General features: G+C 60.2%; 17 protein-coding genes. 8 read left to right on the forward strand and 9 right to left on the reverse strand.

Features of this window, described 5'->3' with window-relative positions:
* Positions 1-369 precede the first annotated feature (369 nt).
* Complete coding sequence (gene putA, locus IEX53_RS18410) at positions 370-3486, reverse strand: bifunctional proline dehydrogenase/L-glutamate gamma-semialdehyde dehydrogenase PutA (protein ID WP_188825642.1); 3117 nt, start codon at positions 3484-3486, stop codon at positions 370-372.
* A gap of 205 nt (positions 3487-3691) precedes the next feature.
* On the opposite strand from putA, the gene IEX53_RS18415 reads away from it, so the two are divergent.
* Both IEX53_RS18415 and IEX53_RS18420 read left to right on the forward strand, forming a co-directional pair.
* Positions 3692-4153: an Lrp/AsnC ligand binding domain-containing protein gene (locus IEX53_RS18415; protein WP_188825643.1), complete on the forward strand. Its 462-nt coding sequence runs from the start codon at positions 3692-3694 to the stop codon at positions 4151-4153.
* 114 nt (positions 4154-4267) lie between these two features.
* Complete coding sequence (locus tag IEX53_RS18420) at positions 4268-5578, forward strand: hypothetical protein (RefSeq protein WP_188825644.1); 1311 nt, start codon at positions 4268-4270, stop codon at positions 5576-5578.
* A 162-nt stretch (positions 5579-5740) separates the two neighbouring features.
* On the opposite strand, the gene IEX53_RS18425 is transcribed toward IEX53_RS18420, so the two are convergent.
* The gene (locus IEX53_RS18425; protein ID WP_188825645.1) at positions 5741-5953 is read right to left on the reverse strand and encodes a DUF4287 domain-containing protein; all 213 of its coding nucleotides are present in this window, start codon (positions 5951-5953) and stop codon (positions 5741-5743) included.
* 102 nt (positions 5954-6055) lie between these two features.
* Between IEX53_RS18425 and IEX53_RS18430 the strand changes: the two genes are divergently transcribed.
* Positions 6056-6631 (forward strand): YdeI/OmpD-associated family protein, encoded by a 576-nt coding sequence (locus IEX53_RS18430; RefSeq protein ID WP_188825646.1) that lies wholly within the window; start codon positions 6056-6058, stop codon positions 6629-6631.
* Positions 6632-6666: 35 nt separating this feature from the next.
* Here IEX53_RS18430 and IEX53_RS18435 read toward each other — a convergent pair whose 3' ends face one another.
* A complete protein-coding gene (locus IEX53_RS18435) occupies positions 6667-7629 on the reverse strand; it encodes a small ribosomal subunit Rsm22 family protein (RefSeq protein WP_188825647.1) in 963 nt (320 codons plus the stop codon).
* Positions 7630-8029: 400 nt separating this feature from the next.
* On the opposite strand from IEX53_RS18435, the gene IEX53_RS18440 reads away from it, so the two are divergent.
* The 3 genes from IEX53_RS18440 (at position 8030) to choV (ending at position 11070) form a co-directional block, all read left to right on the forward strand.
* A complete protein-coding gene (locus IEX53_RS18440) occupies positions 8030-8977 on the forward strand; it encodes a choline ABC transporter substrate-binding protein (RefSeq protein ID WP_236016265.1) in 948 nt (315 codons plus the stop codon).
* 217 nt (positions 8978-9194) lie between these two features.
* Positions 9195-10031 (forward strand): choline ABC transporter permease subunit, encoded by an 837-nt coding sequence (gene choW / locus IEX53_RS18445; RefSeq protein ID WP_188825649.1) that lies wholly within the window; start codon positions 9195-9197, stop codon positions 10029-10031.
* 1 nt (position 10032) lies between these two features.
* On the forward strand, positions 10033-11070 hold the full coding sequence (choV, locus tag IEX53_RS18450; RefSeq protein WP_188825650.1) for a choline ABC transporter ATP-binding protein: 1038 nt from the start codon (positions 10033-10035) through the stop codon (positions 11068-11070).
* 263 nt (positions 11071-11333) lie between these two features.
* On the opposite strand, the gene IEX53_RS18455 is transcribed toward choV, so the two are convergent.
* The 5 genes from IEX53_RS18455 to IEX53_RS18475 all read right to left on the reverse strand — a co-directional run bounded on the left by IEX53_RS18455 (position 11334) and on the right by IEX53_RS18475 (position 16633).
* On the reverse strand, positions 11334-12182 hold the full coding sequence (locus IEX53_RS18455; RefSeq protein ID WP_188825651.1) for a dipeptide ABC transporter ATP-binding protein: 849 nt from the start codon (positions 12180-12182) through the stop codon (positions 11334-11336).
* Positions 12182-13030, reverse strand: a complete 849-nt coding sequence (locus IEX53_RS18460) for an ABC transporter ATP-binding protein (RefSeq protein WP_188825652.1) — start codon at positions 13028-13030, stop codon at positions 12182-12184. Before IEX53_RS18460 ends, IEX53_RS18455 begins: the two co-directional genes overlap by 1 nt.
* Before the next feature lie 4 nt (positions 13031-13034).
* Positions 13035-13958 carry an ABC transporter permease subunit gene (locus tag IEX53_RS18465; RefSeq protein WP_188825653.1) on the reverse strand — a complete coding sequence of 308 codons (924 nt, stop codon included), beginning with the start codon at positions 13956-13958 and terminating at the stop codon, positions 13035-13037.
* A 7-nt stretch (positions 13959-13965) separates the two neighbouring features.
* Positions 13966-14973, reverse strand: coding sequence for an ABC transporter permease subunit (locus IEX53_RS18470; protein ID WP_188825654.1), 1008 nt, complete (start codon positions 14971-14973; stop codon positions 13966-13968).
* Positions 14974-15037: 64 nt separating this feature from the next.
* A complete protein-coding gene (locus IEX53_RS18475) occupies positions 15038-16633 on the reverse strand; it encodes an ABC transporter substrate-binding protein (RefSeq protein ID WP_188825655.1) in 1596 nt (531 codons plus the stop codon).
* 614 nt (positions 16634-17247) lie between these two features.
* Here IEX53_RS18475 and IEX53_RS18480 point away from each other — a divergent pair.
* Both IEX53_RS18480 and IEX53_RS18485 read left to right on the forward strand, forming a co-directional pair.
* Entirely contained in the window at positions 17248-17583 is a 336-nt protein-coding gene (locus IEX53_RS18480; RefSeq protein WP_188825656.1) for an ArsR/SmtB family transcription factor, read from the forward strand.
* Positions 17584-17664: 81 nt separating this feature from the next.
* Positions 17665-18549, forward strand: coding sequence for a TrmH family RNA methyltransferase (locus tag IEX53_RS18485; RefSeq protein WP_188825657.1), 885 nt, complete (start codon positions 17665-17667; stop codon positions 18547-18549).
* 32 nt (positions 18550-18581) lie between these two features.
* Here IEX53_RS18485 and IEX53_RS18490 read toward each other — a convergent pair whose 3' ends face one another.
* Positions 18582-19478, reverse strand: a complete 897-nt coding sequence (locus IEX53_RS18490) for a DMT family transporter (RefSeq protein ID WP_188825658.1) — start codon at positions 19476-19478, stop codon at positions 18582-18584.
* Positions 19479-19619: the final 141 nt, after the last annotated feature.

Genomic DNA, 19619 nt, shown 5'->3' on the forward strand with positions numbered 1-19619 from the left:
ATCCGGACTTTCCTTGTCCTCCAGAATGGGACAATATCAGGCCCAAGGTATTAGGCGGGGGCGGAACCCTGAACCTGATCTATTAGCCGAATATCTAAAATTTTATATTCAGATACCCGGAAACTGCAACTGGCACGTGCTAAAAGTCATTCAGTACGGGATTATTAGTATCGGAGGTTGCATAGATTCGCAAGCGAAAAAAGCTTCGCCGAGAAGCTTTTTTCGCATTGACGTTGAAGTTAACCTTTCTAAAATACTACCGACGCGAGCATTGAAACGATTCTCATCATAATAGATGTGAGTCGCTTCAATGCTTTTTTTCCACGCATTTCCAATAGAAAGCCGGCTGCATACTTCGGAAAATCCGTCTCAATCGCCCATGGCAATCAGGCTGGCATTGCCGCCCGCCGCAGCCGTGTTGACCGACACCACCTGTTCCAGCGCAAAACGCGTCAGATAGGTCGGCCCGCCCGCCTTCGGCCCTGTGCCGGACAGGCCGGAGCCGCCGAAGGGCTGCGTGCCCACCACCGCGCCGATGATGTTGCGGTTGACATAAATATTGCCGACATCGAGCCGGTCCACCGCCTTGGCCACCGTCGCCTCGATGCGGGTGTGCAGGCCGAAGGTGAGGCCATAGCCGGTGGCCGCAATCGAATCGAACACCTTGTCGAGATCGCGCGCCTTCCAGCGCACCACATGGAGGATCGGCCCGAACACCTCGCGCGTCAGCGCCTCCGGCCGGTCGAGCTCCACGATATGCGGCGCGAAGAAAATGCCCTCCTTTGGCGCCACGCCGGCAAAGCGCACCTTCTGCGTCTTCTTCATCTCCTCGATATGCTCGGCGAGCATCGTGCGCTGCGCCTCATCGATGATGGGCCCGATATCGGTGGAAGGCAGCGCCGGATCGTCCAGCACCAGTTCCCGCGCCGCGCCCTCGATCATCTCGAGCATGGAATCGGCCACATCCTCCTGCAGATAGAGAATGCGCAATGCTGAACAGCGCTGCCCGGCGGAACGGAAGGCGGAGGTGACGACATCGTCGGTCACCTGTTCGGCAAGCGCCGTCGCATCCACCACCATGGCGTTGAGGCCGCCCGTCTCGGCGATGAGCGGCACGATGGGGCCGTTTTTCGCCGCAAGCGTCCGGTTGATCGCCCAGGCCGTCTCGGTCGAACCCGTAAAGGCGACACCGCCGATGGCCGGATGCGCCGTCAAGGCCGCGCCGACCGAGCCATCGCCAGGCACGTAGAGCACGGCATCCTGCGGCACGCCCGCCTCATGCAGCAGCTTCACCGCCTCATGGGCAATGAGCGGCGTCTGCTCGGCGGGCTTGGCGACCACCGCATTGCCAGCGGCGAGCGCCGCCGTCACTTGGCCCAGGAAAATCGCCAGCGGGAAATTCCATGGAGAGATGCAGACGAACACGCCGCGTCCGCGATGGCGCAGCCGGTCGTCCTCGCCCGTTGGGCCGGGCATGACCATGTCGTGGCCGAACTGGCGGCGCGCTTCCGCCGCGTAATAGCGGCAGAAATCCACCGCCTCGCGGATTTCGGCAATGCCGTCATCCAGCGTCTTGCCCGCCTCGCGGGAGAGCAGATCCATCAGCCGGTCGCGATTCGCCTCCAGGAGGTCGCCCGCGCGGTCGAGCGCCGCGGCGCGTTCCTCCACCGGCGTGCGCGACCATTTGGCGAAGCCCTTGCGCGCGACTTCCACCGCCCGCTCCGCCTGCTCTTTGCCCGCCGGCACCACCGTGCCCACCTGCGAGCCATCGACCGGCGAGGCCACCCGCTCCGTCTGGTTGAGCACCGTCACGCCGGGGATGAGCGGCACGGCATCGACATTGCGCCGTACGCTAGCAATGCCGGTGAGGAGCCCAGCCAGTTCCTTGCGGTCGCCGAATTCGAGCCCCGCCGAATTGCGCCGCGACGGGCCGTAAAGCTGCGGCGGCAGCGGAATGGACGGGTTGCGATAGCCGCGCCCATCCTCCAGCTTCTGCGCGGGGCGCACGAGCAGGTCGGCAATCGGCACATTCTCATCCCCTACCATGGAAACAAAGGAGGAATTCGCGCCATTCTCCAGAAGCCGCCGCACGAGATAGGCGAGCAAATCGCGATAACCGCCGACCGGAGCATAGATGCGGCAGGCGATCTTTTCGCCCTTTTCGGTGATCTGCTTATAAAGGCTCTCGCCCATGCCATGCAGGCGCTGGAACTCGAAGCCGCTCTTGTCGCCGCCCGCCATCTCCAGGATGGTCGCCACCGTCAGCGCATTATGCGTGGCGAATTGCGGGAAAAGCCGTGGCCGCGCGGCGAGCATCCGCTTGGCGCAGGCGAGATATGAGGCGTCCGTCGCCGGCTTGCGGGTGAAGACCGGATAATCCGGCAGCCCTCGCTCCTGCCCGCGCTTCACCTCCGTGTCCCAATAGGCGCCCTTGACGAGCCGCACCATCATGCGCCGCCCGAGCCGCGCCGCCAGCGCATCGATATGCTCGATCACTTGCAGCGCCCGCTTCTGATAGGCCTGGATGGCGAGGCCGAACCCATCCCAGCCTTCGAGTGACGGATCGGCGAACACGAGGTCGATCACATCCAGTGAAAGCTCCAGCCGGTCCGCCTCCTCCGCATCGATGGTGAAGTTGAGATCATAGGACTTGGCTTGTTGTGCCAGCGCCAGCACATCCGGCACCAGTTCCTCCAGCACCTGCTCGCTATGGGTGGCGAGATAGCGCGGATGCAGCGCCGAAAGCTTCACCGAAATGCCCATCCGGTCCGGCAGCGGGTTCTTGCCCGCCGCCTTGCCGATGGCGTCGATGGCATCGGCATAGGATTTGAAATAGCGCTTGGCATCGGCCCGCGTCCGCGCGCCTTCGCCCAGCATGTCGAAGGAATGGCGATAGCCCTTGGCCTCGCTCGCACGGGCGCGCTTCAAGGCTTCGCCGATGGTCTCGCCCAGCACGAAATGATGGCCCAGAAACCGCATCGCCTGCTTGGTCGCCGCGCGGACCGTCGGCAGGCCCATGCGCTTGATAAGGCCCGCGACGACGCCCTCCGGCGTCTCGCCCGGCTTGATTACCTTGGCCGAAAGCCCCAGCGCCCAGGCGGAAGCCGAGACGAACCAGGTATCGCCCGAGGATTCATGCTCCGACCAGCGGCCCTGCTTCAGCTTGTCCTCGATGAGCTTGTCCTGCGTCGCTGCATCCGGCACCCGCAAAAGCGCCTCCGCCAGCACCATCAGCGCCAGCCCCTCGCGCGTGGAAAGCCCATATTCGCGCAGGAAATCCTCGACCCCGCCAATGCCGCTCGCCTCTTTACGGATGGCGGCGATATAGCCCCCGGCCCGCTCGTCGATGCGCCGGTTGGCTTCCGCGCTGAAGGTGACATCCTTGAGAAGCGCAGGCACGAGCACATCGTCCTCCGGCGCATAAGGCGCCGAAAACGGCTCGATCACAGGCTTATGCGAAGAAAGAGACACGGGCTGGGCCGTCATGAAATGCTCTCCTTGAGCGGAACCGGAAGCGGCCATGGAAGGCCCTTCGCGGGTTTCGATTGTAAATATGGGAATGGAGCGGATTTTTCGCCAATATCGATCCGATCCATTGGTTTCACCCATATATTTCATTTTACATGGAGGTTCTCACCAATTAAGGAGATGGATTTGGTGAATAATCCATAAAAAGGGGAATTTTTAGGGAATGAAAGACCTCGACCCGATGGACCGCAAGATCCTGCGCGCCCTGCAGGATAATGGCCGGCTGACGAACACGGAACTGGCCGAATACATCAACCTCTCGCAGACGGCCACGGCCGAGCGCGTCAAGCGCCTGACGCGCGACGGCTATATATTGGGCTACGCCGCCAGGCTCTCCCCGCGCCTGCTCAACCGCTCGATGCTGGTTTTCGTCGAAATCAAGCTCGACCGCACCACGCCTGAGGTCTTCGACATCTTCGCCGAAGCCACGCGCAAGAACCCTGATGTAATGGAATGCCACATGGTCGCAGGCGGCTTCGACTACCTCGTAAAGGCCCGCGTCGCCGACATGGAACACTACCGCCGGTTTCTATCGGATGCGCTCTTGTCGCTGCCGGGGATACGGGAGACCCATACCTATGCGGTGATGGAGGAGGTGAAGGAGACGGCGAATATTCCGGTGTGAGGGGAGCTAATATCGTAATGAGACGCAAGGCGGGCAGTCCAATCGAACAGGACCTTGCATTGACCCATTCTTGTTTTATTACAACAATTGAAATTACCGAGTGGGGGACATGATATGTCATATCAGTTTCTGGCAATAGAAGACTTACTAATTAATCGGGCCAACGACAGGCACGGCGAGCTTGAAAACGAAACCGCAGCGATCGCATGGTTATTTAATAATCGCGAAGCGCATATGAAAGCGCTTGCAAAGGATATCGCACAGGCTGGTGAAATTTACGAACCGCCCCTTGTTTCACCTGAAGGGACAAAGTTCCTCGTATTCGATGGAAACAGGCGCATAACTTGCCTCAAAACCCTCGAAGATTCGCGTCGTGCACCAACAACTGAACTCCAAGCCTATTTTTCAACTCTCAAAGCAAACTGGAAAGGGAAATTTCCCGACCGAATTTTGTGCCAAATCGAATTAGATCGAGATCGTGTCGACGATATTCTTTTTCGGAGACATACCGGAACCCAGTCAGGCGTGGGCCAAAGCACCTGGGATGACCGGATGAAGGCGAATTTCATCAATCGGACAGGAATGGGCAATGCTATAAGCGTTGCCGACGAAATCGAACGTCGCCTTTCGGACGCTGGTATGATGCCGGAGAGTCGAAAGCTGCCACGTTCCACGATGAATCGGTTACTATCTTCAGAGACATTCCGTAACCGCGTTGGCTTCAGTATTAACCGACGTCGATTTGAGTACACGCATCAAGAGCCTATTGTACTCAACGCATTACAACGAATTGCCGATGACTTAGCTCGGCGCGAAATCGTTCTTAACGACATCTGGGATAATGACGGAAAACGGGCTTATCTTGATAAATTAGAGACAGAGGGGCTTCTTCCAACTGCAAAGGACAGACTAAACAAACAAAAATCGGCGTCTTTGAGTTCGAGCCACATAAAATCAATCGTGCGTCCACCACGCGCTCCTAGTCCAACGCGGCAAGTCAACTTGATACCCAGGACGGACTACGGGATTGAATGGCCGGGCCGCCTCCAGCGACATCGTGCGATTTGGGAGGAATTGCAGTTCCGCCTCGTTTTATCCGATCATCTGAATGCGATATCTACACTATTTCGCGTACTATTAGAATTATCGATTGAAAACTACATTCTTCAAACGAAGCTTCCCGTAGGCTCAAATGATAAGCTAGCTCTTCGTGTTTTAAAAGTGGCAGAAGACCTTCGCAGTAAAGGAAAAATCGACGCGAAATATGTTGGAGAATTAAAAAAATTCCAACATTCAGACCGATTGATTTCTGCTGATACACTTCATCGGTACATTCATTCTCCTGGTTTCGCACCATCTCCGGAGCATTTGACCGCCCTTTGGAACGTTCTAGCCCCTCTTATTGTTCATAGCCTTAAGGCATAAAAATCAGGAATCCCGCTCAGCGCCCGCTCCCGCCGATGCCCCTCTCCGTCCCGCTTTGTCACCACCCGCCATCCGCGCGGCACAACTTCAATCCAACCGTCCCTGAACTCACCTTGGGCGAAGCAAGAACGCGCGCATCCGTCGCCACTCAGCGCCCGCCCCTCACCCCTTCTCCCTCCCCAAATGATACGCCACCAGCGCATTCGCATGGCCATGCCCCAATTTATGCTCCGACTTCAGCACCGCCACCATCTCCATGTGCTTCTTTCCCTTCAATCCGTCCAGCACTTCGAGCCAATGGCTGATCGGTTGGCCATAGGTCTTCTCGATGGAGGGGAAATAGGAAGCGGGGCCTTTGATCTTGTCTTCCGGCATCGGCGTAGCTCCTGGCTTTGCGGGAATCATATCCGATGAATATGCTGTCGCTGGAGCGTGATTGGAAGATGCGCGATCCTTGTCGCGGTGGGGAGTTTCCTGATGGATGTGAATGTCGAACGCGTGCAGGCATTTGCGGATGCGGCGGCGTTTTGTGCGTGGCTGGCGGAGAACCATGCGCAACAGGAGGAAGTCTGGCTGAAGCTTTATAAGAAATCCTCCGGAATACCCTCGGTGAGTTGGGCGGAAGCCGTTGTCGAAGCGCTGGCCTGGGGATGGATCGACGGCATAAAGAAATCGCATGACGACCAGTCGTGGTTCCAGCGCTTTACGCCTCGAAAACCCCGCTCGGCCTGGTCCAAAACCAATCGCGCCCATGCTGAACGGCTGATTGCGGAAGGAAGAATGCAGGAACCCGGCATGAAGGCAGTCGCCGCGGCCAAGGCGGACGGGCGCTGGGACGCTGCTTATTCGGGCAGCGCCGCGATGGAGTTTCCTGAAAGCTTTCTGGCCGCAATTGGGCAAAATGCGGCGGCCAGGGAAACGTTCGAACGGCTCAACCGCAGCCAGTTATTTTCGATGTACTACCGCCTTCATTCCGCAAAGAAGGAGGAAACCCGCCAGAAGCTCATGGAGAAAATGCTGGGCAGCCTCGCGCGCGGCGAAGCCTTCCGTTGATGGAATATTGGCTTTTGGCCGTGGGTTAGGCCGTTCTACCCCGCATCCCCCCACTCCACCCGCCTTGCCCACCGATATCCCTCCCCGTCCCGCTTCGTCACCAGCCTTTCCTCCACCTGCCCGTCCGCAAGGCACAGTTTCAGCCCCACCTTTCCGGAGCTCACCCTCGGCGGCGCCAGCACGCGCGCCTCCGCCTTCACCCCCGAAAACCGCGCCGCGGCGAGATAGATGAACTTCTCGTCTTCCCACGGCACTTCGCCGCCTTTTGCCAGCCGGTGCAGGCGGGATCGGGCGACGCGGCGGGAGAAATGGCACCAGTCGGGTTCGCTCAACGGGCATGGCGCGGTGTGGGTGCAGGGCGCAATGAGGTGCGCGCCGTTTTCGGTGAGAAGCTTGCGCACCGCCATCATCCTTCGCCAGCCGGCGGGTGTGCCGGGTTCGATCACGAGGAGCATCCCGCGCGCCGCCTGCCAGAGCGTGTTCGTCAGCCTCTGCCCCTCCTCCGGCGAAAGCTCGTCCAGCACATAAGCGAGCGTCACGAGGTCGAAGCTCTCCGTGCCCGGCACGTCCCGCACCACATCCGCCGCCCGCCACTCCAGCCCTGTCAGCCGCGAATGGCGCGAGAGCGCTTCGCCCAGCGCGCGGATCGCGGGGCTCGCCTCCAGCATCACGGCCCTTTCCAGCGACGGCCAGCAATCCGCCGCCGCCCATAGCGCCGTGCCCGGCCCCGCCCCTACATCGAGCAGCGTCTTGGGCGCGAAATCCGGGGCAAGCTCGGCGGCATAGCCCATGCTCGCCCGCACCGCCGCATAGGTCGCGGGCAGCCTTGTGGCGAGATAGGCCCGCGCCGCAAGGTCGCTGGATAGATGCAAGGCGCCGTCACGCGTTTCCGCCCGGTAGCGGCGCGAGAGGATATCCGCCGCGCGCTTCAATTCGGCCAGCGGAATGCCTTCCAGCGCCTGCTCGACGGCCTGCCTTAATGGGGTGGGAAGTTCCATGGGCGATGGGTTTCCGGTGCGTTTGGCGTTGGAGATAGAGGGTTTTGCATAGAAATGGAACCGTTGGCGGGACAGCGCGCCCCTCTGCCCTGCCGGGCATCTCCCCCGCAAGGGGGGAGATTGGCCTTCATCTACGCTTGCGCCAATCGTCAACGCCGCAGGAAAGGCGCCGTCATCGGCGCCAGCCAATCTCCCCCCTCGCGGGGGAGATGTCCGGCAGGACAGAGGGGGGCGCTGTCCCGCGACATTTCCAGAAATGCCCTCCCCAGACTTGCCCCGAGCGCCCAATTGCCTCTAACAAGAAACATTCTGTCGCGCCGGTGCTTGAACACCCGCCGCTTTGGTGCTTGGTTCTGTTTGAGGAGACCGGAGAAAAACGCGCCCGGCAATGGAGACCGCTATGAGACCCTTCAAGATCGCAATCGCTTCATCCCTGTTCGCCCTTTCGCTGGGCCTTGGCGCGGCGCAGGCCGCCGAGCCCGCCAGTTGTTCCACGGTGCGCTTTTCCGATGTCGGCTGGACGGACATAACCTCCACCACGGCAGTGACGACGGAAATCCTGAAAGGCCTCGGCTACCAGACGGATATCAAGGTGCTCTCCGTCCCCGTCACCTATGCCTCGCTCTCCAAGAAGGATATCGACGTGTTCCTCGGCTATTGGAAGCCGTCGATGAATGCCGATCTCCAGCCCTATCTGGATGACAAGACGGTGGAGACGCTGCGCACCAATCTCACCGGCGCGAAATACACCCTCGCCGTGCCCAAATACGCCTATGAGGCGGGCCTCAAGGATTTCAAGGACATCGCCAAATTTAGGGATCAGCTCGATGGCAAGATTTACGGCATCGAGCCCGGCAATGACGGCAACCGCCTGATCCTCGACATGATCAACAAGGACGCCTTTGGCCTGAAGGGCTTCGAGCTGGCGGAATCCTCCGAGCAGGGCATGCTGGCGCAGGTGGCGCGCGATGTTAAAGCCAAGAAGCCAATTGTCTTTCTCGCCTGGGCGCCGCACCCGATGAACAAGAATTTCGAGATCGAATATCTCCCCGGCGGCGACGAGTTCTTCGGCCCCGATTTCGGCGGCGCGACCGTCAACACCAATGTCCGCGCCGGCTACACCACCGAATGCCCCAATGTCGGCAAGTACCTCGCCAATCTGGAATTCTCCCTGCCGATGGAAAACGAGATCATGGGCAAGATCCTCGACGAGGGCGAGGACCCGGCAAAGGCGGCGAAAGACTGGCTCAAGGCCAACCCGGCCGTGCTGGACAAGTGGCTGGCCGGAGTGACGACGAAGGATGGCGGCGATGGAATTGCGGCGGTGAAGGGGTATCTGGGGCTGTAAGTGCCAAGCGCCCTCCTTCCCCCTTGCGGGGAAGGTGCCCGCGTTAGCGGGCGGATGGGGTGGTGACGTTTGCGCTTGCTACGAAAGCCGTGGCGTCAAGCGTCACCACCCCCACCCGACCCTTCGGGCCTCCCTCCCCGCAAGGGGGAGGGAGGGCGCGAGCCCGGCAAGGCGCGGCCCCTTCATCGTTGCCAAATAACAAAGGGGAACCAGAAATTTGAACTGGCTGACTGAGTACAAAATTCCCGTCGGGCGCACGGCTAAGGGTGTGGTCGACTGGCTGACGAGCCATCTGACCTGGGCGTTCGATGCGCTGGCTGCGGTGATGCAGGCCATGATCGACGGCCTCCTGTTCGTGCTCAACGCCCCGCCCCCGCTGGTGACGATCGCCATTTTCGCCGCCATCGCCTGGTTCCTGCAGCGTCGGCTTTCCGTCGTGGCGCTCACAGTGCTCGGGTTCCTCTTCATCCTCAACCAGGGTTACTGGAAACAGACGATGGAGACGCTGACGCTGGTGCTCTCCTCCTGCATCCTCTGCATGGGGCTTGGCGTGCCGCTCGGGATCGCCGCCGCGCACAGGCCGAGGCTCTATGCTGCGATGCGCCCCGTGCTCGATTTGATGCAGACGCTGCCCACCTTCGTCTATCTGATCCCGGCCATCGTCTTCTTCGGCATCGGTATGGTTCCCGGCCTTCTGGCCACCGCCATCTTCGTGCTCCCCGCCCCCATACGCCTGACGCATCTGGGCATCTCCTCGACCCCGCGCCATCTGATCGAGGCGGGCGAAGCCTTCGGCGCCTCGCCCCGCCAGCTTTTGTGGAAGATTGAGCTGCCCTCCGCCAAGCCGCAAATCCTCGCCGGACTGACGCAGACGATCATGCTCTCGCTTTCCATGGTGGTCATCGCCGCGCTTGTGGGGGCCGATGGCCTCGGGGTGCCCGTCGTGCGAGCGCTGAACTCGGTCAACACCGCGCTCGGCTTCGAGGCCGGTCTCGTCATCGTCGTCGTCGCCATCGTGCTCGACCGTATATTCCGTCCGAGTAAGGGAGACTAGGATGACCGCCATCACGCTCGACCGGGTTTCCATCATCTTCGGCAAAAAGACCGGCGAGGCGCTGTCTCTCGCCGACCGCGGCGCCACCCGCGCGCAGATCCAAAGCGAGACCGGCCATATATTGGGCGTGCATGAGTGCTCGCTCGATATCATGGAGGGCGAAATCCTGGTGCTGATGGGCCTCTCCGGCTCCGGCAAATCGACGCTCCTGCGCGCCATCAACCGCCTGAACCCGATCACGCGGGGCCGGGTGGTGGTGCATAATGGCGGGCGCTCCATCGATGTAGGCAAGGCGGATGCGGCGGCGCTGCGCCATCTGCGCACCCATCTGGTCTCGATGGTTTTTCAGCAATTCGGTCTCCTCCCCTGGCGCACGGTGGAAGAGAATGTTGGTTTTGGCCTGGAAATCGCCGGCCTCTCCAGGGAAGACCGCACTGCCGCGGTGCGCCAGCAATTGGAGCTGGTCGGGCTCAAGGATTGGGCCGTGCGCAAGGTGGGCGAACTCTCGGGCGGCATGCAGCAGCGCGTCGGCCTTGCCCGCGCCTTCGCCACCGGCGCGCCGATCCTCTTGATGGACGAGCCCTTCTCCGCGCTCGACCCGCTGATCCGCAACCGGCTGCAGGATGAGCTTCTGGACCTGCAGGCGCGCCTGCGCAAAACCATCGTCTTCGTCAGCCACGATCTCGACGAGGCGATGAAGATCGGCAACCGCATCGCCATTCTGGAAGGCGGCCGCATCGTCCAGTGCGGCACGCCGCAGGAAATTCTCATCAACCCCGCCAACGATTACGTCGCGGATTTCGTCGCCCATATGAACCCGCTCGGCGTGCTCAGGGCCGGCGATATCATGTCGCGCTTCGTCCGCGTGTCTTCCACCCGCCCCTTCGCCGCCACCGCGCACTACGAGACCCCGGTGCGCGAAATCATGCAGGCAGTGGCGCGAAACGATGGCGATGTCGGCGTGATCGAGAATGGCCAGATCATCGGCAAGATTTCAGCGGATGATATTGTCAGAGGGCTGACGCGGCATCAGAGATAGCGGTGAGGCTATTCAGGAATATCTGGCTAAGAAGGCCGTCTTTATCGATGCGCTGATGGGCGCGCCTCCGGAGTGAGCGGTACCTCCTCCCGTCGTCATCCTCGGGCTTGTCCCGAGGATCTACCATAAGGAGACGGACGTGGTACACGCAGCCGCGACAGCGTCGGCGGATTAGTTTTCGGCGGCAGCAGATCCTCGGGACAAGCCCGAGGATGACGGCAAGTTGGGAGATGCCTGCCCACAGGAGGGCCAGCGTTCAAGAATTAAGCCGCTGCCCCCACCTTTTCCTTTTGCCGCGCCGCCACCCTTGCCCGGATCGCCTCGACATCGGCCCGGGGCGTCGCGTCGAACAGCGTCTTCGTGTACTGGTGCTGCGGGTCGGAAAACACCTTTTCCCGCGTGCCATATTCCACCACTTCGCCGAAATGCATCACCATCACCTCGTCGGCGATGTAGCGCACCACGGAGAGGTCGTGGCTGATGAAGACATAGGTCAGCCCCAGTTCGTCCTGCAAATCGGCGAGGAGGTTCAGCACCTGCGCCTGCACGGAGAGATCGAGCGCCGAGACCGGCTCGTCCAGCACCAGGAGGCTCGGGTTCAGCATCAGCGCGCGCGCAATGGCGATGCGCTGGCGCTGGCCGCCGGAGAACATGTGCGGATATCGGTTGAAGTGCTCCGGCCCCAGTCCAACCTTGATGAGCATCTGCATGGCGCGCTCGCGCCGCTCGGACGCCGGCATGTTGGTGTTGAGCAGCAGCGGCTCGGCCAGCACGTCGCCGATCTTCTGGCGCGGATTGAGCGAGCCATAGGGGTTCTGGAAGACGATCTGCACCTTCTGGCGCATCTCGCGCGTCAGGCCATCCTTGGCGATGTCGATCTTCATGCCGTCGATGAAGAGCTCGCCTGCGGTCGGCGCGTCGATCAGCGTCAGGATACGCGCGAGCGTGGACTTGCCGCAGCCCGATTCGCCGACAATGGCGAGCGTCTTGCCCTTCTCCACCGTGAAGCTCACGCCTTTGACGGCGTGGACCGTTTTCTGCTTGCCGAACAGGCCGCCCGACACATGATAATCACGCACGAGATTGCGCGCATCGAGAACGGTTTGCGTCATTATGCGGCTCCCGCTGCGGCTTCGCCCAGCACAAAATCGGAGACAGTCGGCAGGCGGTCGCCGGTGGCGTTTTCCGGCAGCGCGGAAAGAAGCGCCCGTGTATAGGGGCTCTTCGGCGCCTCGAACAGCGAAAGCACGTCGGCTTCCTCCATCTTACGGCCCTTATACTGCACGATCACGCGGTCCGCCGTTTCCGCTACCACGCCCATGTCATGGGTGATCATGATCAGCGCCATGCCATGCTCGGCCTGGAGGTTCATGAGCAGGTCGAGAATCTGCTTCTGGATGGTCACGTCGAGCGCAGTGGTCGGCTCGTCAGCGATGAGCAGCTTCGGATTGCAGGCAATCGCCATGGCGATCATTACGCGCTGGCACTGGCCACCCGACATCTGGTGCGGGAAAGCGCCAAGCCGCGATTCGGCATCGCGGATACCCACGGACTCGAGCAGTTCGATGGCGCGCTTGCGGCGCTGCGCCCGGCCAAGGCCCATATGGAAGCGCAGCACTTCCTCGAGCTGGAAGCCGACCGTGAAGCACGGGTTGAGGCTCGCAACCGGCTCCTGGAAGATCATCGACATATCGCGTCCGATGAGGGCGCGCCGCTGGCTGTCGCTTAAAGACCGCAGATCCTTGCCGTCGAACGTCATCAGATCGGCGGTAATGGTCGCCGTCTTGGGCAGAAGGCCCATCATCGCCAGCATGCCGACCGATTTGCCGGAACCGGACTCGCCGACAATGGCGAGCACCTCGCCCTTGTCCACGGAGAGGTCGATGCCATCCACCGCCTTGAACTGGCCGGTGGAGGTCTGGAATGAAACCGTCAGGTTCTTGATTTCGAGCAGAGCCATTCCGTCAGCTCCTCTTCAATTTGGGGTCGAGCGCATCGCGCAGGCCGTCGCCGATCAGGTTGATGGCGAGAACCGTGATGAGAATCGCAAGACCGGGGAAAGTGACGACCCACCAGGCGCGCATGATGAATTCGCGCGCTTCGGCAAGCATGGTGCCCCATTCCGGCGTCGGCGGCTGCGCGCCCATGCCGAGGAAGCCAAGAGCCGCAACGTCGAGAATGGCGTTGGAAAACGACATCGTCGCCTGCACCACCAGCGGGGCAAGGCAGTTCGGCAGGATGGTCTTGAACATCAGCCGCATTTTGCCCGCGCCCGCGAGCTTCGCCGCCGTCACATATTCACGGTTCTTCTCCGCCATCACAGCCGCGCGTGTCAGGCGCGAAAAGTGTGGCAAGAGCACGAGCGTGATGGCGATGATGGCGTTGGTGAGGCCCGGCCCAAGGATCGCCACCAGCACCAGCGCCAACAGCAGCGACGGGAACGCCAGGATCACATCCATGATGCGCATGAAGACCGAGTCCACGCTGCCGCCGAAATAGCCCGCGAGGAGGCCGACCGTGATGCCGACGCACATCGAAATAATGACGATGATAAAGCCGACCAGCAGCGAGTACTGCGCGCCATAGATGAGGCGCGAAAGGATGTCGCGCCCGACGGCGTCCGTTCCCAGGAGGAACCGGGTCGAGCCGCCTTCCTGCCAGAATGGCGGCGCCAGCATGAATTCGCGGAACTGCTCCGTCGGATTATGCGGCGCGACAAGAGGCGCCAGGATGGCAACGAGAACAAGCGCCACGAAGACGAAAAGACCGATGACCGCGCCGCGATTGACGCTGAAATAGAACCAGAAATCCTGCAAGGCGCGCATTTTTCCGGCATTGCTCATGGTGTCCGGCTGCGTTGCTTCCGGCTGAATGGCAGTGTCTGTCATGATACCCTCACTTGTGCCGGATACGCGGATTGATGAGGCCGTAAAGCAGATCGACGATCAGGTTCACCAGCATGATGATGATCGCGATGATCAGCAATCCGCTCTGGACGACCGGATAATCTCGGCGCGAAATGGAATCGAGCATCCACTTGCCGATGCCCGGCCAGGAGAAAATCGTCTCCGTCAGGATCGCGCCCGCCATCAGCACACCCACCTGCAAGCCGATGGTGGTGATAACCGGAATCATGGCGTTGCGCAGAGCATGGAGCCCGACGACGCGGCGCACCGGCAGGCCTTTGGCGCGCGCGGTGCGCACATAATCCTCGCCCAGCACTTCCAGCATCGCCGAGCGTGTCTGCCGCGCGATGACAGCCAGCGGAATGGTCGCCAGCACGATGGTCGGCAGGATAAGATGAGAAACCGCAGAGGCGAAAGCGCCCTTCTCGCCGGACAGCAGGCTGTCGATCAGCATGAAGCCGGTGACCGAGGGGAAATAGTAAAGAAGCGAAATGCGGCCCGAAACGGGGGTCCACTGCAAAATGCCCGAGAACAAGATGATCAGCAGCAGCGCCCACCAGAAGATCGGCATCGAATAGCCGACAAGGGCTACACCCATCAGCGACTGGTCGAACCAGGAACCGCGCTTGACGGCGGCGATGACACCCGCCGGGATGCCAACGATCACCGCGAGTATGATCGCGCAGATGGCGAGTTCCACGGTCGCTGGAAACAGCGTGAAGAATTCCGCGATGACAGGCTTCTTGGTGACGATCGACTGGCCGAAATCGCCGTGCAGCAGATTCCAGACATAGCTCAGATACTGCTCCCACAGCGGGCGATTGAAGCCCAACTGCGCCATCAGTTCGGCATGCCGTTCGGGACTCACACCCCGCTCACCCGCCATCAGGAGTACAGGGTCGCCGGGCAGGACGCGCACAAAGGCGAAGGCAACGATGGTGATGCCGATGAATGTCGGCACCAGATACGCCAACTTGTTCAGAACAAAACGCAACATGGAAATAAACTCCGACCGGGAGCAGGGGTATCACCCTGCTCCCGGCCGCTGGTGTTAGGTACAATTACTCGGAGATGTCGACGCCGTCGAAGACGTAGTCACCAAGCGGGCTCTGCTTGAAGCCGGTGACCTTCTTTGACATCGGCACGAAGACCGTCGAGTGAGCGAGCGTCGCCCAAGGCGCCTGTTCCTTGAAGATGACCTGAGCCTCTTCATAGAGCTTCGCGCGCTCGGCCTGGTCGGAGGTGACCTTGGCCTTCTGGATCAGATCGTCGAACGGCTTGTAGCACCATTGCGCACGGTTGTTGTTGCCGACGCCGGCGCAGCCGAGGAGCGTACCGAGGAAGTTGTCCGGATCGCCATTGTCGCCGGTCCAGCCCATGATCACGTTGCCGTCGCGGTCCTTCTCGGACGACTTCTTGAGGTATTCACCCCATTCCATCGACACGATCTCGGCCTTGACGCCGATCTTGGCGAAGTCCGACTGCATCAGTTCCGCGGCGCGGCGGGCGTTCGGCATGTAAGGACGGCTCACGGGCATCGCCCAGATATTCATCTTGAGGTCCTTGACGCCGGCAGCCTCGAGCGCCTTCTTGGCCGCTTCCGGATCGTACGGATCGTCCTTGACGGCATCGTTATAGCCCCACATCGTCGGCGGGATCGGGTTCTTGGCAACCTGGCCCTGGCCCTGGAACACGGCGTCGACGATAGCCTGCTTGTTGAGCGCCATGTTGAGCGCCTTGCGCACTTCCGGCTTGTCATACGGAGCCTTCAGCGTGTTGTACGCGAAGTAAGCCACGTTGAGGCCGGCCTGCTCGTCAACCTTCAGGTTGGGGTTGGCCTGCAGGCCCTTGATGTCGGCCGGAGCCGGATAGGACATCAAATGACACTCGCCAGCCTTCAGCTTCTCGGCGCGCACGGCCGGATCGGTCGTGATCGCGAAAACCAGATCGTCGATCTTCGGGCGGTTGCCCCAGTAATTGTCGTTGGCCTTGAAGCGGACGACAGCGTCCTTCTGATAGGCGACAAACTGGAACGGACCGGTGCCGACCGGATACTGGTTGAGGTCGCTCTGCTTGCCTTCGGCAGCGAGCTTGTCGGTGTATTCCTTCGAAATGATCGAAGCGAACGGCATCGAGATGTTGGCGAGGAACGGCGCCTCGGGGCGGTTCAGCACGAACTTGACCGTGTTATCGTCGACCTTGACGATATCCTTGATCAGCGTGCCCATCTCCATGCTGTCGAAATATTCATAGGTGATCCCGGCGGTATAGGCGTGCCAGGGATTATCCTTGTTGCGCATGCGGTCGAAGGAGAAGATCACGTCATCCGCGTTGAAATCGCGGGTCGGCGTGAAACGCTCGCTCGAATGGAACTTCACGCCCTTGCGCAGGTGGAAGGTGTATTCGAGACCGTCCTTGGAGACTTCCCAGCTCTCGGCAAGGCCCGGCACGACCTTCGTCGTTCCGTTTTCGAATTCGGCAAGACGGTTGTAAACCGGATGGGCCGACGCGTCGAAGGTGTCGCCGCCGGTGTAGGCCGCCGGGTCGAAGCCTTCCGGCGAGGCCGGCGAGCAATAGACGAACGTCTTGGCCGATGCGCCCCCGGCCATCAACAGCGAAATCGCCGTCGCAGCCAGTATTTTTTTGTAAGTTTTCATCTTCCGCCTCCAAGAGGTACTAGCGCCGCGGACACCCCTTGCCCGCAGCTTGGCCCCATGGAAGCTCCTGACGCGACTCTTTGCAAGCCCAATTATTGAAAGAAAGTGACAAATTTGCAGTTGACGTAAGGGTAACCTGTGGAAAAAATTTCTACCAAACCAATTGGGAGCGAAAATTTGGGACTCACATCACCGATGATTGCCCCTACGCCGGTTAATAAAATCTGAACAGCGGCAGGAGGGCAGGTGAGAAACCTCTCGCATTCTACGATGGAAACTTTATCCGTTATGAAGTAGTAAACAGGGAGATACATAAATATGTTTCAATATGTTTCAAAAATTACTTTTATTGTTAAGTCTACTTGACTCGAAGCACAAAGTTCTATTCAAAAAATAATTGTGTTCTGATACAGTTTTGTCTTATAAGCCGTGAAAACGGCGGAACGGGAGGAATGGGATATGGATCGGGCAACCTGACAGGTGTGAGTAAATTATTGGGATTTGTCGTGTTAGGCTCTTGCAACTGAAAATTCTATCGTTAGTTGTGTACAAGCTTCGCGGCAATCGCTTATCAAGCAACACTTCATGCAGTCATACGGGGGTAGGACGGCTTTATGAGATCCGAGAGATATTATGCGGATTTGGTTGCAAACGCTGATCAGGCGGCGGGCTTTCTTTCCGCCCTGGCCAATAACAAGCGTTTGCTTATCTTGTGCGAATTGCTGAAGAACGAGATGTCGGTGGGCCATCTGGCCAAGACCGTCAATCTCAGCCAGTCGGCGCTTTCCCAGCATCTCGCGAAATTGCGGGCGCTCAATCTGGTTACGACGCGCCGTGACGCGCAGACGATTTATTATATGGTGTCGTCACATCGCATCGAGCAGATGCTCGCCACGCTCGACGGCCTTTACGAGAATTCGAGGTCCGCAGCCGAGTCGATTCGGCAATGACGCGGCAGCCACGGACGCCGAGATTTCTTACAGGATAGAGAATCGCTTGGCGTCGCTGAAATGCGGCTCTAAAGAGGATGGATGCAGGCAGACAACAGCTTTCATCCCCACGTGCGTGTTCTGAAAATCGAGGATGCCGGCGATCCGCGCCTTGCGCCCTATCGCGATATTCGCGAGCGGGACCTGGTCGGACGCGGCCAGCGCTTCATCGCGGAGGGCAAGGTCGTCCTCAACGTGCTTCTGGAGCAAGTCCAGGAAAAGTGTGAAGCGGTTTTCCGTCCGGACTTGCGACCAAATTTGCCTGCACGGTTCGAGGCGGAATCGATTCTCGTCGTTGAGAACCGGCTGGGCGGCCTGGAGGAGCAATTGCGCAATTGCCCGGAGGATCTGCCTGTCTATTGCGTGCCGCAGGAGGTCATGGACCGGATTTCCGGCTTCCATGTCCATCGCGGCATATTGGCGGTGGGCCGACGCAAGGCGATCCCCTCCCCCGCGGAACTGCTCGCGGCCCTGCCGGAACGGGCGCTCGTCGCCGTTCTCTGCGGCATCTCCAACCATGACAATGTCGGCTCGATCTTCCGCAACGCCGCCGCCTTCGAGTCCGGGTGCGTGCTGATGGACGAAACATGCTGCGACCCGCTCTACCGCAAGGCAATCCGGGTTTCGGTGGGCGCCACGCTCAAGGTTCCCTATATCAGGCACGGCTCGATCGATGACATCATCGCCGCGCTGGTTGAAGAAAAGTTCGAGATATGGGCGCTGAGTCCTTCGGGCGCGCGCAGCATCTATGAAGTGCCCCCTGCCCCGCGGCAGGCATTGCTGATGGGAACCGAAGGCGAAGGCCTGCCGAAGCCGCTGCTCGAACGGCTCAACACCGCCCGCATCCCCATGTCGGCGCAGTTCGACAGCCTCAACGTCGCCACCGCCTCCGGCATCGCCCTCTCCCGCTTCAGCCGGTTTGGGTGATCGAGCGTTTTTGGTTCCCCTGAATGCAATGCTCATCCGTACTTTCGGTGCGGCAGCGTCATGGCAACAACGCCGGCCATTATGCATATCAGCCCAAGCCAAGCCGTCGATGAAAGCGTTTCTCCAAGGAACAGGACGCCGATCAGAACACCAATGGGAACCCGGAGATAGGCTTGCGCCGTCGTTCCGACCGAGCCGAGCGTCTGAACCAGCCGGAAATAGATCACGAAGGCCAACGCGGTCGAAAAGATGGAAAGCGCAAGGAGCGCCAAAACGGATTCGAGGCTTGGAGCCAATGTCCACGGGTGATCGATTATAAGGCTGGCGGGGATAAGGATCATCGCGCCGCAGATCAATGAGCCGGCGGCGGGCATCATCGGATCGAGCCCCCCAAAATTCTTGCCGAAGATTGCGGCCCCGGCATAGCAGATCGTCGCGGCGACGATAGCAAGTTGCGCCCAAAGCGCGTGCCCGAAGCCGTCGAGCGCCCCGATGCCGATAACAAGGCATGTTCCGGCCAACCCCGCCACAACGCCGAACAGTCTGCGAGCCGGGAGAGTTTCGTGACGCGTGATCAGCGCCGTCAGGAGGAAGGCAAAAATCGGGGTAGTGGAATTCAGAATCGCGGCGAGCCCCGCCTCCACGGTCTGCTCGGCCCACGCAATCAGCGTAAAGGGAACAACGCTATTGAGGCAAGCCTGGAACAGGAAGCGTACCCAGATTCGGCGGTCATTCGGAAGTTTCCGCCCACGGAGCCGAATGATAGCAACGAGAACGATACCCGCGATCAGCGTACGTACAGCAATCAATGTGATCGGCGGTATGGTTTCAACGCCGATCTTGATGAAGGTATAGGACGCGCCCCAAAGCGTCGAGAGCGTCAGCAGCAACGCCAGTTCCGTTGCCGTGCTCGTGTTGGCTGTCTTCATATCCTGTTCCCGCTGAAGTGGTTCTACCCTCTTCCTTTAGCGGGAACCGGAATGAAATGCTTCGGTGGTGACTGAACTATCGAGCGTCAGCGGCGCTGGTTTCGCAAGGCGTTTCCCCACCCGAGCGCTCAGACCGCCTGC

The sequence above is a fragment of the Paramesorhizobium endophyticum genome (genome assembly GCF_014640615.1).
Lineage (GTDB): Bacteria > Pseudomonadota > Alphaproteobacteria > Rhizobiales > Rhizobiaceae > Paramesorhizobium > Paramesorhizobium endophyticum.